Below are 15,236 nucleotides of genomic sequence, written 5' to 3'. Positions count from 1 at the left end.
GGCCAGTAGAGCCCGCCGAGCAAGTCCCTGCACGGCGGGCTCGCTCGTTATTGGTGTGCGGTTCTGTTAGCTTGCGGCTTGGACGAATTTTCTCACGGCATCTGCAGCAAGCGCAAATTGTGCGAAACTTGGCTGGCTGCCCGTGTATTTCTTGAGATCCTGTAACAGCTCGCGGCGCGGGCCGTCATGCGTCTGCGACCACGCGTTGATAGACTCCGCTTTCAGCGACAATTTTGTTGCTTCCGCTTGCAGGCCTTCAAGCTCGCGCGTCAGTCCGCGCGTCGCGAGCCGGTCCCAATACGGCATATCTGAGATCGCCTGTTCAGCGGCCGATCGGAGGCGATCGAGTGAAAGCGAGTCTCCAACTGTGATATAGGCCTGCGTAACCTCACTTGGGGCAGCTGTGCTGTCCTTGGACAGACGGTGCATCAGCGGCGTATCCGCCATGAGTGTGGTGCGAACAGTTCGGTCTGCGAGCTGCGGCGGAACCTTGTCGCGTGAGAGATGTTTGACGCGGCGTTGGAGGACGGCCTTCATATAGGCGGGCAGGGTGTCCAGTTCGATGGCGCTCAGAGCGTCAGCATTTGGTGCGAGCGCGGTGATGGTTTGGACAATCGAACCAGATTGACCGAGGCCGAGAATGCCATGCGTGTACCGTTCAAGCGCGCCGGACAGAGTTGCATGCAGCGCCATTTGTCTCGCGGCCGGAACTTGATTGTCCAAGGCATCAATGTCGGTTCTCAGCGCGGACGCATCAAGCAGGGCATAAGCGGCTTCAAAGGCTTCGATAATCTGAGCATTGCGCGCGCCCGTTTGTTCGCGCAGGCGGAGCATGAAGACCGGTCCGGCAATATCGATGATGCGATTGGCGAGTACAGTCGAAATGATTTCACGCTTCAGCCGGTGCGCTTGCATTACATCGCTATAAGTTCTGAGCGCCTCCGGGAAATAGTTTTGCAATGTGTGCTGGAAGTAAGGGTCATCAGGCACCTTAGACGCGACCAAGTCATCGAACAAAACGATTTTCGTCCACGCCATAAGAACCGCGATTTCAGGTCGGGTGAGCGGTCGTCCATCTTGTTTATACTGCGCCATTTCCGCTGTGCTCGGCAGGCCTTCGACCTGGCGATCTAGGACGCCGCGTTGTTCAAGCCGGATCATCAGCCGCTCAAGCGCATCATGGTCGCGAGACGCTGAATGCTCCGCGAGGCTCAGCGCGCCGGTTTGCGCATAATTGTGCGCGAGCACATGGTCCGCCACATCATCGGTCATCGAAGCGAGCAGGGTATTGCGTTCACCGCTGGGAAGTTTGCCGCGGCGGATCGCTTCAGTGCAGAGGATCTTGATATTGACCTCGTGGTCTGAACTGTCGACGCCGGCTGAATTGTCGATTGCATCAGAATTGACGCGCACTTTGTTGAGCCCAGCTTCAATCCGTCCAGCTTGGGTCACACCAAGATTGGCGCCCTCGCCAATGACTTTTGCTTTTAGTTCGGGGGCGTTGATCCGCACCACGTCATTTGCGCGGTCGCCAGCGTCCGCATGTGTTTCTGCGCTGGCTTTGATATAGGTGCCAATTCCGCCAAACCATAGCAGTTCGCAGTCGGTTTTTAACAATGCATGGATCAGTTCATTCGGTGTCACTTGATCGTCGGACAAGCCCGTCATAGCTTTAATCTGCGGGGTGAGATCAATTGATTTCGCGCTGCGATCAAAGATGCCGCCGCCTTCGCTGATCAGGCTCTGATCGTAGTCGAGCCAGCTTGAGCGCGGCAGGTCGAACATGCGTTGGCGTTCGTCCCAAAGCCGCTCTGGATCCTGCGGGTCTGGATCGATAAAAATGTGCATATGGTTGAACGCCGCCTGCAATCGAATCTGCTTGGACAGCAGCATGCCATTGCCGAACACATCGCCGCTCATATCGCCGCAGCCGATGACAGTGAACGGCTCTGATTGGATGTCTTTTCCAATTTCGCGGAAGTGGCGTTTCACTGCCTCCCAGGCGCCGCGAGCAGTAATGCCCATTTTCTTGTGGTCATAGCCAGCGGACCCGCCGGAGGCGAATGCGTCGCCAAGCCAGAATCCGTACGCCATGCTGATTTCATTCGCGATGTCCGAGAAGGTGGCAGTGCCTTTGTCTGCAGCAACAACGAGATAAGGATCATCACCATCATGGATGACAGTCCGGCTCGGGTTTTGAACCGCGCCGTCGATCAAATTATCGGTCAAGCCAAGCAGGCTGGTGATGAACGTTTTGTAGGCTTCGACACCCGCGATCCGGATGGCGTCTCTTGATCCGCTCGCCGGGAGCTGTTTTGGGAAGAATCCGCCTTTCGATCCAACCGGCACGATGACCGCATTCTTGACCTGTTGCGCTTTCACCAGGCCAAGCACTTCGGTGCGGAAGTCATCGCGGCGATCGGACCATCTTAGGCCCCCGCGAGCGACTGGACCAAACCGGCAATGAACCCCCTCGACTTGCGGGGAGTCGACAAAGATTTCGCGATACGGTTTTGGGTCCGGAAGATCGACCAGCTCGCGGCTGGCAATCTTGAAACTGATAAAAGGCAGGCTTTGCCCATCAGGGCCGATTTGGAAAAAATTGGTGCGCTGGATCGCGCCGATCAAGTCCGCCAGGCGCCGGATGACACGATCATGGTCCAACGAAGGCACGGCTTCGAGACCCTGCTCGATTTGTTTTTGCAAGTTTCGGGTTTTGGCCTCTCGGTCGCCTTGAAGGTCGGGATCAAACCGGCTTGTAAACAAGCTGATGAGCTGACGCGCCAGGCTTGGGTTCGAATTGAGGGCCTCGATTTGCGTTTGGCGCGCCGGATCTAGGCCGGACTGGTGCCGATAGGCACACAGTGCGCGGCATAGCGCGGCTTCTCGCCAATTTAGGTGCGCCGTGAAAATCAGCGCATTAAAGCCGTCATTTTCCGCTAGGCCGCTCCAGACGGCCACAAAGGCGTCTTCGAAGGCTTCGTTGATGTCTTCCAATTTGACGCCATCTGCCCCTTCAAGCCTCATGCTCAACGCATGGACCCAATATTCTTCGGGTGCGTCCGAGACTGGCTTTTTGGCAGGGGTCACCGGATAGCCGGTTTCAAAATCCACGAACAGTCCCATACGCTCAAAGACGGGGACACAGTCGGACAGGGCAATGGCGCCGCTGCGGGAATAGATTTTAGCTCTAATCCGCCCATCCGCGTCACCGTCCCGATGATAAGCGCGTAGGCCAACCGGAGAGTCGGCGTTGAGCCGAGACAGCATAGCGACGTCGAGCATCGCTTCTTCCGGAGAAAACGCTTCGCGATAGCCCGCATTGAATGAGTCCGCGAAAAGCTCTGCCTGCGCCCGCCGTTCAGCGTCTAAATCATGATCGTGGATGGCATCCCGGAAACGGTCGGTCCAGCGGCGCGCCATCCGCGCGATTTGCCGCTCGAGCTCTTCCGGATCTGGGCGAGGACCATCCTTGGGAAGGGCGGTTTGAAACAAGACCCGGACCATGGTGGCGCCATCGAAACTGGGCTGGAAACTGCTCATATGGCCGCCCCAAGCCTCCTCAATCGCCTCGGCGATATGGCGGCGTAGGTCAGTGTCGTACGTCTCGCGCGGCACGAATACGACGGTGCTGACAAAGCGGTTGAACCGATCGGCCCGCGTGAAAACACGGACGCGCGGTCGAGCGACGAGGTCCAAGACGCCTTGCATGATGGGTGCAAGCGTTTCTGATTTTGTTTGGATCAGCTCGTCTCGAGGCCAACCTTCAATAATGTTCGAGAGGGCTTTCTCATTGTGGCTGCCTGGAAGCACGCCAAGAATGTCGAGCACGCGTTCCATCCGCCGCCGCAAGAGTGGAATGTTCCGAACAGATTCATTGTAGGCTTCAGCGGTGTAGAGACCGAGAAACCGCGTTTCGCCCACCACTTGGCCGTCTGCGCCATAATGTTTGACGCCGACATAGTCGCAAGCCACCCGGCGATGGACCCGGCTCATCAGGGTCGCTTTCGCCATAATTAGCGTTTCGGGCTCGGCCAAAAACGCTCCAATCTCTCTTGTCAGGAGCAATGGCTCGGCGCCGCGATTGAGCACGTTTCGGGTTTCATCGCGCATCAGGCCGAGATTCGAGCCTTCAACCATTTCCGGTTCTTCCGGCAGAACTTTGCCGTCTGCACCGGTCGGAAAATCATAGCTGCGAACGCCCAAGAAAACGAACCGTTCTTGGCCAAGCCATTTTAAAAATTCGAGCGCTTCATCCTTGTAACGGGCGGAGATGTGCGTGCAGGCGGCGAGTCGCTCGATCTCTTCGGCCATCCGCGCGCGCATTGTTTGATAATCGTCGGTCGCCGCGGTGACATCATTCAGCGTGGCTTGGGCCTCTGCCAGCAAGCGCGTTTGTTCGGCCTCGCTGAGATTCGGCAAATGGATTTGGATGAGGGAGTGGGCTTGGCCTTCATGCTCTACAATCGGGTGGAACAAGCTCAGGACTTCGAATCCGAGATCTGCGCACGCGCCCAATAGGGAATCGACGAGGAAGGGCCGATCTGGACCAACGACTTCTAGCAAATACTGCCCAAACCAATGGGGATCGACATCCTTGGTTGGGCGCAGGCGCACGGACGCGCCTTCGGTCGTCAAAAACCAATCCCATAGGGTCTTACCAAGCGCTTCGATATTTCCACGAGGGATTTTTCCGCGCGCTTCAGCTGGCACTTCGTTCAGCATTTGAGAGATGCAAGACTGTACCGGGTCTGAGTTATTGGACGTGGTGTGAGAGCGATCTGCCATAGGTATTCATCCCAAAACGAGAGCCCTTCCTTAAGGGAAATCGAATCCTGTCTCAATCAAAAGCATAGCAGTTTTTGACCCCGAACTGTTGACTGCGGTGTCAAAGGCTGGCGCCGCCATACAGACATTTGATCAAAATTCCCGTCAGGAAAGGATTTCGTCAGAATTTTACGTTCAAATGCGCTCTATGAACGACGGGACACACGTTCGAAAATGCATCGCTATGGCGGCGCGGGGAGATTCAATTTTGCCTGATCGGCGAATAGGATTAGGGCGAGGCGCATGAAACGGCTTTGGCATTGGCCCATCGATCCGCTGGGACGGACCGTTCGCTTGCTTATGGGCGAAAAAGGCTGGGCCTTTGAGTCGATTGAGATCCGGCCTTGGGTGTCTGATCTTGAGCTCGCAGCGCTTGCACCCGGCGCGAGTGCACCAGCTTTGTTGGACACAGATGCCGAGGTCAAAACCTCAGCCGTCGGATCGCTGGCGATTTGTGAATATATTGAAGAGGCGCAGCAAAGCCCGCGGCTTCTTCCATTTACCGCGATGGAAAAAGCTGAAGCTCGGCGTTTATGGCAATGGGCGGAAGAAAGCTTTGCCGGAATCAATAATACGTTGCTTTCAGAACGCGTGACCCAATGGGTGAAACGCGATCGCTCGCCCGATAGTTTGGCCCTGCGCCAAGGGGCGCACGCGCTCAAAAACCGGATGACATTCCTCGATGCTCTGGCGGGGGAGCGGTCTTATATTGCGGGTCGCAATCTGAGTGTTGCAGATTTAAGTGTGGCCGCTCATTTGTCCTCCTATGACTATTTTGGCGATGTGCCTTGGGATCAGACGCCGGACCTCAAAGCGTGGTATGCGCGGATGAAATCGCGGCCGAGTTTCCGCGCGCTGTTAGAAGACCGGGTCGGCAATGCGAAACCAGTCAAACATTACACAGACCTTGATTTCTAGCGCACGCGCGGGATGAAGAGGCATGTCGCTGGAAACCTTCCTCAAAACCCAGGCCGCAGAGCTTGGCTTTGATGCCTGCCGGATTTGCCGGGTCGATGAGGCGTGGCAAGCGGGTGAGCGTTTGGAAGCCTTTGTCGAGGCCGGATATCATGGCGATATGGCCTGGATGGAAACCACATTAGAGCGACGACGCGCTCCGACCGCGATGTGGGGCGAGGCAAAATCGGCGCTTGTTGTTGGGCTGAATTATGGTCCGGATCGAAACCCAATGGAGAATTTGGAGCGGCGAGGCGAGGGCAATATCTCGGTCTATGCGCGCGGCAAGGACTATCACGACATACTCAAAAAACGTCTGAAAGCGCTGGCCCGTGCGTTTGTTACGGAGGCAGGTGCGGACGTCAAAGTGTTTGTCGACACAGCGCCGCTGATGGAAAAGCCTCTGGCCGCAAAAGCTGGGCTCGGTTGGCAGGGCAAGCACACAAATCTGGTCTCGCGCGAGCTTGGCTCTTGGCTGTTTCTTGGCGTCATGCTTACCGATGCCGCGCTCAACAAAGACCCAAGCGAGGTGGATCATTGCGGGTCGTGCCGGGCCTGTCTCGATATTTGCCCGACTAGGGCTTTCCCCGAGCCCTATAAGCTCGATGCCAGACGCTGCATTTCATATCTCACCATCGAACATAAAGATCCCATCCCGCATGAGTTTCGCGCGGAAATGGGAAACCGGATTTATGGCTGTGATGATTGCTTATCTGTGTGTCCGTGGAACAAGTTTGCCAACACAGCGAATGAAAGCGCGTTTTGGGCCAGGGCGGAGCTGAAGGGGCCTGGCCTTGATGAGCTTGCCGCACTCGATGATGAGGGTTTTCGACAAGTCTTTTCCGGCTCTCCCATCAAGCGGATCGGGCGGGACCGGTTCTTGCGCAATGTCTTAATCGCCATTGGGAATTCAGCTGATCCGGCATTGATAGACCATAGCGTGATCCCGCATCTTAGTGACGAAAACCCAGTGGTCCGCGGGGCCGCGATATGGGCGCTGGGGCGCCTTGATTTCGCCCGGTTCGAAACCGAAAAGGCCGCGCGCTTTGGCGCCGAGGCAAATGAGGATGTGCGGGCAGAATGGACGCAACCGATCGAGCTCAATCCATGAATATGGGGCGGTGGCTATGGCGGGCCGTCAAATTTTTGACGGGCCTGGTCGTGACGGTTCATGTCTATGCGTTGATCTTGTTCTTGGTACCGCCACCAGGGACCGCGAATATGGCTGGCCGCGTTATCCAAGGCACACCCGTGTATCATACTTGGGTGCCGATAGAGCGGATCTCACCCCACCTTATCCAAGCGGTGATTGCCGCCGAGGACACCAAGTTCTGTGATCATTCCGGCATTGATTTGGACGCCATTCAGGATGCCTTGGATGAGCGCGAGCGACGCGGGCGTCTCCGCGGGGCGTCGACGCTAACGCAGCAGACCGCTAAAAACGTTTTCTTTTGGAATGGTGGCGGATTTGTCCGTAAAGCTGGGGAGAGCTGGATGGCGCTTTTCATTGACGGCTTTTGGGGCAAGACGAGAGTGATGGAAGTCTACCTCAATGTCGCTGAATGGGGCGACGGCCTCTATGGCGCCGAGGCCGCGGCCTATGGACGGTTCGGAAAGCCAGCGAGTGACCTCACTGCCTTTGAGGCCGCACGTTTGGCCGCTGTCCTGCCCAGCCCGAACAAGTGGCGGGTCAATCAAGCCGGGCCTTATGTTCGCCAGCGCACCGCGACCATCCAGGCGCGCATGGGCGTTGTTCGTCGGGATGGCTTGGACGCGTGTGTGCTAAAGTCTAATTGAGTTCTGAGAGGCGGATGGCTTCACGCACGTCGCCGCGTAGAACGAGAAGATCAATATTTTCAGGGTCATAGCTGAGCGCAGCTTCCATATCTGCTTTGGCAGCACGAAGATTGTCGCTCGCGAGATGCGCTCGCGCTCGCAATGAAAGCGCTTCTGCATCGCCTGGTACTTTCTCAAGCGCAATGTTCAAATCATCCACGCCTTCGATCCAGCGCTCTGTCGCCAAATACGCCGCGGCGCGATCTTTGTAGATTTCTGCGTCATTGCGTTCCAGCTTCAGCGCATCAGTGAGGGCGACGATGGCGGCGTCCGGATAATTCGCGCTAAGCCAGGCATTTCCGGCTTGAACGAGATAGGTTGTCCGATCCTCAGCCGAGATCGCGTCTGGCGCGGTGGCCAGCGCTTCCAAACGCGCCGCGCCTTCTTCGAGGCGGTCTAAGGCGAGGAGAGATACCGCGTTACAGTATCGCGCTTTCGGGCGGTTCCCGTTGCTCAGCCAAGCCAGAGAGTCTTCATAGGCTTCTTCAGGCGCGGATTCTGACTTTTCTAAACACGTTTCGAGCCTTACCTGTTCGGCGCGGGCTATATCCGCAGACGCGGTCTGCATCATCGGGAATGCGCCGGAGACTAGGAGGGAGATAAACATGGATGAGCTCTCTTCTAAAGCTATTGTAATGGCGGTAGCGAGCAAAGTGAGGGAGCGCAAATGACAGATCAGTCAGAACCTCTTTTTCTCTTTGGACCGGGTTATTCTGCAACGGCGCTCTCGATGCTCTGGCAGGGACCTGTTTATGGAACAGTTCGATCCGAGCAGGGCCGCGTCCGTCTCGCAGACACGCGAATAGAACCGATCTCAATTGATGATCATCCATCCATCCTTGAGCGATTAGACGCGGCGCATTTGCTGATTTCAGCGCCGCCGAGTGAAACCGGGTGTCCCGCGCTCGCCATGCTGGGCGATCAGGCTAAACGAGCGGCCAGCGTCACCTATCTTTCGACAACGGGCGTATATGGCGATTTGGATGGCGGCTGGGCGATGGAATGGTCCGCGATCAATCCGCAATCGGATCGAGCAGAGCGGCGCGTATTGGCAGAGCAGGGTTGGCACAAGGCGCATAAGCGTGTGCGGATGGTCCGCTTGCCGGGGATATACGGCCCCGGGCGGTCAGCGCTTGAACGGGTCAAAGCGGGCAAAGCGCGGCGCATCGTGAAAACCGGGCAAGTCTTCTCGCGCGTGCATGTCGATGACATTGCCTCCGGCCTGCATGCTCTATTGAGGTCGAGTGCCTTTGGCGCGTTCAATCTGTGCGACGATTACGCAGCGCCGCCGCAAGACGTGATCGCGCTTGCCGCCGATCTTCTCGGCGTGGCGCCGCCGCCCGAAATCAAGTTTGAAGACGCCGATCTGTCACCCATGGGGCGCAGTTTTTATTCGGAATGCAAACGCGTTTCGAATGCGCGGATTAAGGCCGCCACTGGCTGGCGACCCCAATATCCAACCTATCAGGCAGGTCTATCTGCGATCGCCAGCGATATGGCTTAGCTGGTCGCGCCGCCCATAAAGCCGAGATCGGTTTGGTTGAAATTATTCAAGTTCGGCAGCGATGAACGCAGCTCCGAACTGTCCAATCCGAACCACGACCCCATGGTCGCGGCATATTGCTCGACCGATGTTGTTGGGATCAGCCGGCCCCGAGAGCGGGTGTAGGAATTACTATCGACATCAGCAAATGGCACCTCGCCATACAGGCGTTTGCCTTGAACACCGCCGCCGGCAACAAAATGGTGTCCGCCCCAACCATGGTCGGTGCCATTGCCATTATCGATCACAGTCCGGCCAAAGTCAGATGCGGTAAACACGACGACGTTGTCCCACTCACCAATTTCGATCATCGCTTCTCGGAATGATGAAATCGCCGCGGCGAGCTGGGCATGCAAGCCGCCAATGCTGTTGGCCTGGTTGCTGTGGGTGTCGTAGCCGCCAGTGGACACGTAGAACATCTGACGTGAGACGTTTAGGAATTGGCGGATCTTGATGGTCTCTGCAACCGAGCGCATCTGGCGCGAGACGCGATCGTCTTCAAATTGCGCGGTGAACGGCGTCGCATTTTCCTGAGCTTGCGCGAACTGCGCTGTGTTATCGACCGCTTTTGCGGTTGCGGTGGCGATATCTTGCTCAAACACATTCTGACTTTGGAAATCGCGTTTCGCGAGGAAGGTTCGAATTTTATCGCGCGCGGCATCGTCGCCATCATTATAGCCGAGCAGGCCGCGATTATTGTACAGATTTGGTTCGGCGATACCGCTAGTGCCCACTTTAAATTGTGTGACATCTTCACCTGCCAGGAAGACATCGTTTGAGCTCGTCGCAATGGCCGAGAAGATGCGGTTTTGGTTCGGCGCCGAGGCGACGACACGATCCATAAACCGGCCGCCCCAGCCGCGGCTGACGCCTTCAACCCCAAACGACATCCATGTCGATTGCTGGTCATTGTGCGAGAAAAGCCGCTTTGGAAGGATCGCCGAATTATTATCCATCGCGACGCGGGTGGTCGGCTCGATCAATGGGCCAACATTGCCGACGACCGCCAAGTCTCCGCTCTCAAACATGGAATGAAGCGGTGCCAATTCTTGCGGCATGGCAAATTGGCGGCCACCAAAGTCACCCGCATTGTCGAGATTCATCTGCAGCAAGTTCGCGCGATTACGCGTTGAGGCTGAAGAGTTTGAATTATACGCGCCGAAGAGCCCGCTGCGGACAGTGCGCAGCTGATCATAGGAGGCCTGATCATAGGGAAGGATTGTATCCGCTCCATCCATGCCACCTTTCAGGAAGATACAGACCATGGCCTTGTATCCGCCAGTATCGGCGGCCCAAGCATTGTTTAGCCCCAAATTGGTCATCGAACCGAGGCTGGTTGCAAACCCAGCCGTACCGAGGCCTGCAAGGACGTGGCGACGAGAAATATTGGCCATTTTAATCTCCTTCAGACCTACCAAGTGACCGCGTAAGACGGCGAGTTGAGCACCAAGGCGACAGCGGTTTGCACCACGTCCTCTTGGTCAGCAGCGGTATTTTCCGCACTATTAGTTCGGATTTCGACGGTGCTAATAATGTCGACAATGTCGGCTTTTTCAGCGTCCGCCATTCGGCCGCCCGTCAACAAATCATCAAGATGATCGACCAAAGCGGCTGGCGTGCCGACGAGAGCAAGCTCGTCACTATAGTCCGGAGTGTAGGTATCAATATCGCGATCGCGTTGCGAGGCGCGGTCAAAAGCAAAATCGGTCATGAAGTTTAAATAGCCGACCGAGCTGCTCTCATTGACGATTTGGAACTCTGGCACCGTGATGTTGCGGTCCCCAGCGTTCGTTCCGGGCGCAATATAGCCTGGACGGTAGAAGTTAAACACAGACGGTGAGCGGAAGGCCTGCTGACCGAGCGCACTCTCTGAGCTGCGTGTGTCGCGCAGACGGCGTTCATTGCCGGCATCCACGCCGCTGACATCGAAGGCGCGAGCCCAATGCGTGAAGCGCAAGATCGGCTCCCGCACTTTCCCGCTCGTAATCACCGCGCCATTGCCTGGCTCCACGAAGGTCGTGTCGTCGAGAAGCACCGCAGCGAGCGTCGCTTGCAAATCGCCGCGCTGTCCAGATCCAAAATTGCGTCCGCCATCGGCGGTATAGCGGCCGGTTTCAAACGCCGTTGCGACACGCTGTATATAGGCAGGCGACGGGTCTGATTGCGTGAAACGCTGAATCAGTTGGCGAGCCAAGAAGGGCGCAACATTCGGGTGCTCGAAAATCGTGTCGAGCGCTCGATCAATGGTTTCCGTACCTGGCGTGCCTTCAGGGATTGTGGTCCCGAGGAAGTTTTTCTCGAGCTCTGAATGCTGCTCGGGATACATTTCCATCGGATTGATGCCGCCATCTTGCGGTTCTTTCCAGAAATCACCGCCGGTCCAAGACAGGCCGGTAAAGACGCGGGCGAGACCTTCAATATCGTCATTGGAATAAGTCTCTATTTGTTGGCCTTGCGCGTCCAATTTAGGCGAACCGTCCATGTTCAGCTCGATCAGGCCAATTGAGAAGAGCTGCAGGATTTCGCGGGCATAATTCTCGTCCGGCATCCGGCCCTTGTTCGGATCGCCCTTGCGATTGGCGAGATAAGTTAGCCATTGTCCCATCGCGGGTGAATAAGTGACTTCTTCCAATAGGTCGCGGTAGTTTCCGAGCGCATTTCGGATCAGAATGTCTTGATAATAAGCGCGGGTCGGTTGGTCTGAATCGGCGGCATCGGAATAAACTAAGATTTGAGACAGCGCGAACGCCATGCGTTGCCGGACTTGATCATCTGCGGTGACGATATGATCCCAATAGAGTTCATTGATGCGCTGACTTTCCAAACGCCCATCTGAATTGCGCGGTTGGGCGAGCAGGGTCGGCATCGTCAGCGATGTGCTTTTGGAAAACTCTGAGGCCAGCCAATCTGCAGCATCTTCACCATTCAGCGAGGCAATCTCGCTTTTTGAGCCCCCAAAAGTGGCGCGGGCTAGAAACCGCGAGGCTTCAAGCTCACTATCAATCTTAGAAGCAGGTTCAGCCGGCGCACCTCCGCCTCCACCACCGCTACCGCTTCCACCGCCGGGCGTGCCGGGCGGCACCGAAGATCCGCCACCGCCGCCGCCACACGCGGCGACAAACAAGCTGGCAGCAATGATTATTGATGCTTTTGGAAAGCGATGCGCGCTCATTAGACTGTCCCTCATACTCACTCAAACGTTCGTACTAGGGGATTAGATCGCCACTAAAAGCTAAGTCTTTGTAACGCAAATCGGTCCATTTTGGGGCGCGATTCAAAGCCTTGTTAAGTATAAGTTTTTCCGAGACGCCTTGAATCAAATTTAATCAAGCAAGATCCGGATTCGCTTAAGATTCTTCGGTTTTAGCGTCCTGATTCGCTCACGGCGCAATGATCAGTTTGCCGACGACTTGGCGATTTTGGAGCGCGCGAAAGCCCTCAATTGTCTGCTCTAAGGGCAGGGTGGCATGTACATAGGGCCGTGTTTTGCCTTCGCGCGCCCAATCCCAAATCTGTTTGACATTCTCTTTTCCGCGGTCGGGGAATTGCCGCCCATATTCGCCCGCTCGCACGCCCACGACGGAAAAGCCTTTGATTAGCGGCATATTTGTCGGCACGCTTGCGATCCGCCCAGAGGTGAAGCCGATCACCAGCAATCGTCCGTCAAAGGCGATGCATCGAACGCTTTCATCGAAAACGTCCCCGCCGACGGGATCATAAATCACGTCCGCGCCGCGCCCATTCGTCAAATCTTTGACCTGTGTGCGAAATCCGTGTGCGGTGTTTATCGTATGATCAGCGCCATAGGCTTTGACTTTGGCGAGCTTCTCATCGCTGCCGCCAGTCGCAATCACCGTCGCGCCGAGCAATTTGCCAACATCCACAGCCGCCATGCCAACCCCGCCGCTGGCACCATGCACGAGCAGCGTTTCACCGCCTTGCAACCGGCCGCGGCGAACCAGCGCGACATAGGCTGTGAGATAAGCTGCGGAATAGGAGGCGGCCTGTTCGAAGCTCATTGAAGCGGGCTTTTTTTGCAATCCTTCGGCGCTGACAAGTGCATAGTCTGCAAAGCCGCCAAATCGGGCGCCGCCGCAAACCTCATCGCCAAGCTGAAACTGTTCAACCCCGTCGCCAAGCGCATCAATGGTGCCGGCCATATCCATGCCAGGGGTGAAGGGTGGCTCGAGCTTGAGCTGATACTTGCCCTGACAGAGCAGAAGGTCTGGGAAATTAATACTCGCCGCATGAACTTTGATGCGGACCTCACCTGGGCCGGGTATTGGCGCGTCGACATCGCGAATTTCGACGCCCGAGAAATCATCTGACAATGTATGGCAAACGAGCGCCCGCATTATAGGCTCGCATAGGCATCACGGACCATGCCAGCGATTTCGAGACAGGCTTCGCGCGCCGCGGGCGCAATGCCGGTGAAGGCGGTGAAGCCATGCGCCAGACTGTCATAGCATTTAAATGTGACGGTGACGCCGGCATCCTCAAGCTTCTTGGCATAGGCTGCGCCATCATCCACCAGGGGATCAAATCCCGCGGTCGCGATGACCGCCGGGGGAAGACCTTCCAGACGGGTTTCCAAAGCCGGCGACAGCAAGACATTGGCGCGATCAAACCCTTCAGGCAGATATTGCTGCATGAACCAGTGCATTGTGTCGGTCGAAAGCGGATAGGTCTCTGCGTAGGTGGTGGCTGAGCCAAATTCTGAGATGAGATCGGTGGCCGGGTAGAGTAGGAGCTGGAGCTCTGGCTTGGGCATGCCGCGCCGCGTTGATTCTTGCGCGATGATGGCGCTGAAATTGCCGCCCATACTGTCGCCACCAATCGCCGCTCGACCAGCTGGCGCGCCATAGGATTCTGCATTTTTCAATGTCCAATCATAGGCGGCGATACAGTCTTCCAATCCGGCTGGGAACTTATGCTGCGGCGCGAGGCGATAATCGACGGAAACAATGGGGCATTGCGCGATCTTCGCGACCATTGTGCAGAACGCATGACAGGCTTCGACATCCAAAATGACGCCGCCGCCCATATGCCAATACGCCATCATGGGCGCGTCTGGATTTTGCTGCGCAGGCCGGTAGATCCGAACTGGGATCTGATGGGTCCCTTGGCCCGGGATTGTCGTGTCTTCCCAAGACACGCCAGGTTCGGGCTTTGCCGCAAACATCGCAAGGCCTTCAATCGCCGCTGCTTGCGCCACTTCTGGTTCCATAGAGGACATTGGCGGCTGTTTCGCTGCGCCATGGGCTAAAAACTGAAAATCTGGATCGAGTGTCCGCCCGCCGAGCACGACAGGGGCGCCGCCTGCCATCTTAACTTTCCAGCTGGCCGGAAGTTTCAGCAGTAATTTTGCGATAGTCGCCTGCAAGCTCATAGCTGCGGCCCTCCCAAACTCGTTTATTGTCTGGGGACTAGTCTGACCTAGTCGCTCGATTTGGCAAGCGCTTCGATCCCGGCAAGGGTGACTTTCGCGGCGAATTCAGTGGCTATCTTCGGGTCAACAGGGCGTCGTTGCAGCATATGATCGCCCATTTCGCGCGCCATTCCTATCGCTGCGGCGGTGATATAATCGATATCGAGATGACCGAGGCCAATCTTATCCATCGCAATCTCAAGGTCAGCAGAAATCTCTTCTGAGACCGTTTGCATTTCCGGGGTATCAATCCGGACGCCGATCAAGCTCATATGCGGGGCGCCGCCTTGAATCGCGTCATCATTCTCTTCTGCCAAGAATGAAAAATAAGCGCCAAAAGCAGCATAGAGATAGGTCTCAAGATCCTTGGCCTCTTCCCGCACCTTTTGCAGCAAAGGGCGGAACCGTTTGACGCTGTCATTTGCGAGCGCTTCGAAGACTTCTTCTTTGGATTTGAAGTAGTTGTAGAACGTGCCGCTGGCGAGATCGGTCTCTCGGATAATGTCGCGAATATTGGTGGCGTCATATCCGATCCGCGCAAAGACCACCCGCGCGGCATCCAAAATCGCCCGTCGATTGGCTTCTTTGGCCCGTGCACGTTTGCCCATTCGGACTTCCGGATCGATCGTCACCGTCATAGAATCTCTT

11 protein-coding genes are annotated in these 15,236 nt (G+C 56.4%); 4 read left to right on the top strand and 7 right to left on the bottom strand.

The features are described 5' to 3' along the window. Positions 1 to 66 precede the first annotated feature (66 nt). Positions 67 to 4,788, bottom strand: a complete 4,722-nt coding sequence (locus MY069_RS05785; protein WP_482796123.1) for an NAD-glutamate dehydrogenase — start codon at positions 4,786 to 4,788, stop codon at positions 67 to 69. Between the two features lie 282 nt (positions 4,789 to 5,070). On the opposite strand from MY069_RS05785, the gene MY069_RS05780 reads away from it, so the two are divergent. Genes MY069_RS05780 through mtgA form a run of 3 tightly spaced genes read left to right on the top strand, consistent with a single transcriptional unit; the run spans position 5,071 to position 7,578 of the window. After that, positions 5,071 to 5,745: a glutathione S-transferase family protein gene (locus tag MY069_RS05780; RefSeq protein WP_482796122.1), complete on the top strand. Its 675-nt coding sequence runs from the start codon at positions 5,071 to 5,073 to the stop codon at positions 5,743 to 5,745. A 22-nt stretch (positions 5,746 to 5,767) separates the two neighbouring features. Next, positions 5,768 to 6,892 carry a tRNA epoxyqueuosine(34) reductase QueG gene (gene queG / locus MY069_RS05775; protein WP_482796121.1) on the top strand — a complete coding sequence of 375 codons (1,125 nt, stop codon included), beginning with the start codon at positions 5,768 to 5,770 and terminating at the stop codon, positions 6,890 to 6,892. Further along, positions 6,862 to 7,578: a monofunctional biosynthetic peptidoglycan transglycosylase gene (mtgA, locus tag MY069_RS05770; RefSeq protein WP_482796120.1), complete on the top strand. Its 717-nt coding sequence runs from the start codon at positions 6,862 to 6,864 to the stop codon at positions 7,576 to 7,578. The genes queG and mtgA overlap by 31 nt, the downstream gene beginning before the upstream one ends. On the opposite strand, the gene MY069_RS05765 is transcribed toward mtgA, so the two are convergent. Continuing rightward, positions 7,571 to 8,224: a hypothetical protein gene (locus MY069_RS05765; RefSeq protein WP_482796119.1), complete on the bottom strand. Its 654-nt coding sequence runs from the start codon at positions 8,222 to 8,224 to the stop codon at positions 7,571 to 7,573. The genes mtgA and MY069_RS05765 overlap by 8 nt on opposite strands. A 60-nt stretch (positions 8,225 to 8,284) precedes the next feature. On the opposite strand from MY069_RS05765, the gene MY069_RS05760 reads away from it, so the two are divergent. Further along, entirely contained in the window at positions 8,285 to 9,121 is an 837-nt protein-coding gene (locus MY069_RS05760) for a Rossmann-fold NAD(P)-binding domain-containing protein (RefSeq protein ID WP_482796118.1), read from the top strand. On the opposite strand, the gene MY069_RS05755 is transcribed toward MY069_RS05760, so the two are convergent. The 5 genes from MY069_RS05755 to MY069_RS05735 all read right to left on the bottom strand — a co-directional run bounded on the left by MY069_RS05755 (position 9,118) and on the right by MY069_RS05735 (position 15,226). Continuing rightward, positions 9,118 to 10,554: a DUF1501 domain-containing protein gene (locus tag MY069_RS05755; RefSeq protein ID WP_482796117.1), complete on the bottom strand. Its 1,437-nt coding sequence runs from the start codon at positions 10,552 to 10,554 to the stop codon at positions 9,118 to 9,120. The genes MY069_RS05760 and MY069_RS05755 overlap by 4 nt on opposite strands. A 17-nt stretch (positions 10,555 to 10,571) precedes the next feature. Continuing rightward, on the bottom strand, positions 10,572 to 12,332 hold the full coding sequence (locus MY069_RS05750) for a DUF1800 domain-containing protein (RefSeq protein ID WP_482796116.1): 1,761 nt from the start codon (positions 12,330 to 12,332) through the stop codon (positions 10,572 to 10,574). Positions 12,333 to 12,540: 208 nt separating this feature from the next. Further along, positions 12,541 to 13,515: an NADPH:quinone oxidoreductase family protein gene (locus MY069_RS05745; protein WP_482796115.1), complete on the bottom strand. Its 975-nt coding sequence runs from the start codon at positions 13,513 to 13,515 to the stop codon at positions 12,541 to 12,543. Beyond that, positions 13,515 to 14,549: an alpha/beta hydrolase gene (locus tag MY069_RS05740; protein ID WP_482796114.1), complete on the bottom strand. Its 1,035-nt coding sequence runs from the start codon at positions 14,547 to 14,549 to the stop codon at positions 13,515 to 13,517. The genes MY069_RS05745 and MY069_RS05740 overlap by 1 nt, the downstream gene beginning before the upstream one ends. Positions 14,550 to 14,596: 47 nt before the next feature. Further along, entirely contained in the window at positions 14,597 to 15,226 is a 630-nt protein-coding gene (locus MY069_RS05735; protein WP_482796113.1) for a TetR/AcrR family transcriptional regulator, read from the bottom strand. Positions 15,227 to 15,236: the final 10 nt, after the last annotated feature.

This window comes from Hyphomonas sp. ske169, assembly GCF_056850855.1.
The sequence above is the reverse complement of the archived record's forward strand: the minus strand, read 5'-3'. Positions and strand labels throughout refer to the sequence as shown.

Bases quoted from the DNA above. Each gene is read 5' to 3' on its own strand.
- MY069_RS05785 (WP_482796123.1), bottom strand. From the start codon at position 4,788: ATGGCAGATCGCTCTCACACCACGTCCAATAACTCAGACCCGGTACAG.
- MY069_RS05780 (WP_482796122.1), top strand. From the start codon at position 5,071: ATGAAACGGCTTTGGCATTGGCCCATCGATCCGCTGGGACGGACCGTT.
- queG (WP_482796121.1), top strand. From the start codon at position 5,768: ATGTCGCTGGAAACCTTCCTCAAAACCCAGGCCGCAGAGCTTGGCTTT.
- mtgA (WP_482796120.1), top strand. From the start codon at position 6,862: ATGGACGCAACCGATCGAGCTCAATCCATGAATATGGGGCGGTGGCTA.
- MY069_RS05765 (WP_482796119.1), bottom strand. From the start codon at position 8,224: ATGTTTATCTCCCTCCTAGTCTCCGGCGCATTCCCGATGATGCAGACC.
- MY069_RS05760 (WP_482796118.1), top strand. From the start codon at position 8,285: ATGACAGATCAGTCAGAACCTCTTTTTCTCTTTGGACCGGGTTATTCT.
- MY069_RS05755 (WP_482796117.1), bottom strand. From the start codon at position 10,554: ATGGCCAATATTTCTCGTCGCCACGTCCTTGCAGGCCTCGGTACGGCT.
- MY069_RS05750 (WP_482796116.1), bottom strand. From the start codon at position 12,332: ATGAGCGCGCATCGCTTTCCAAAAGCATCAATAATCATTGCTGCCAGC.
- MY069_RS05745 (WP_482796115.1), bottom strand. From the start codon at position 13,515: ATGCGGGCGCTCGTTTGCCATACATTGTCAGATGATTTCTCGGGCGTC.
- MY069_RS05740 (WP_482796114.1), bottom strand. From the start codon at position 14,549: ATGAGCTTGCAGGCGACTATCGCAAAATTACTGCTGAAACTTCCGGCC.
- MY069_RS05735 (WP_482796113.1), bottom strand. From the start codon at position 15,226: ATGACGGTGACGATCGATCCGGAAGTCCGAATGGGCAAACGTGCACGG.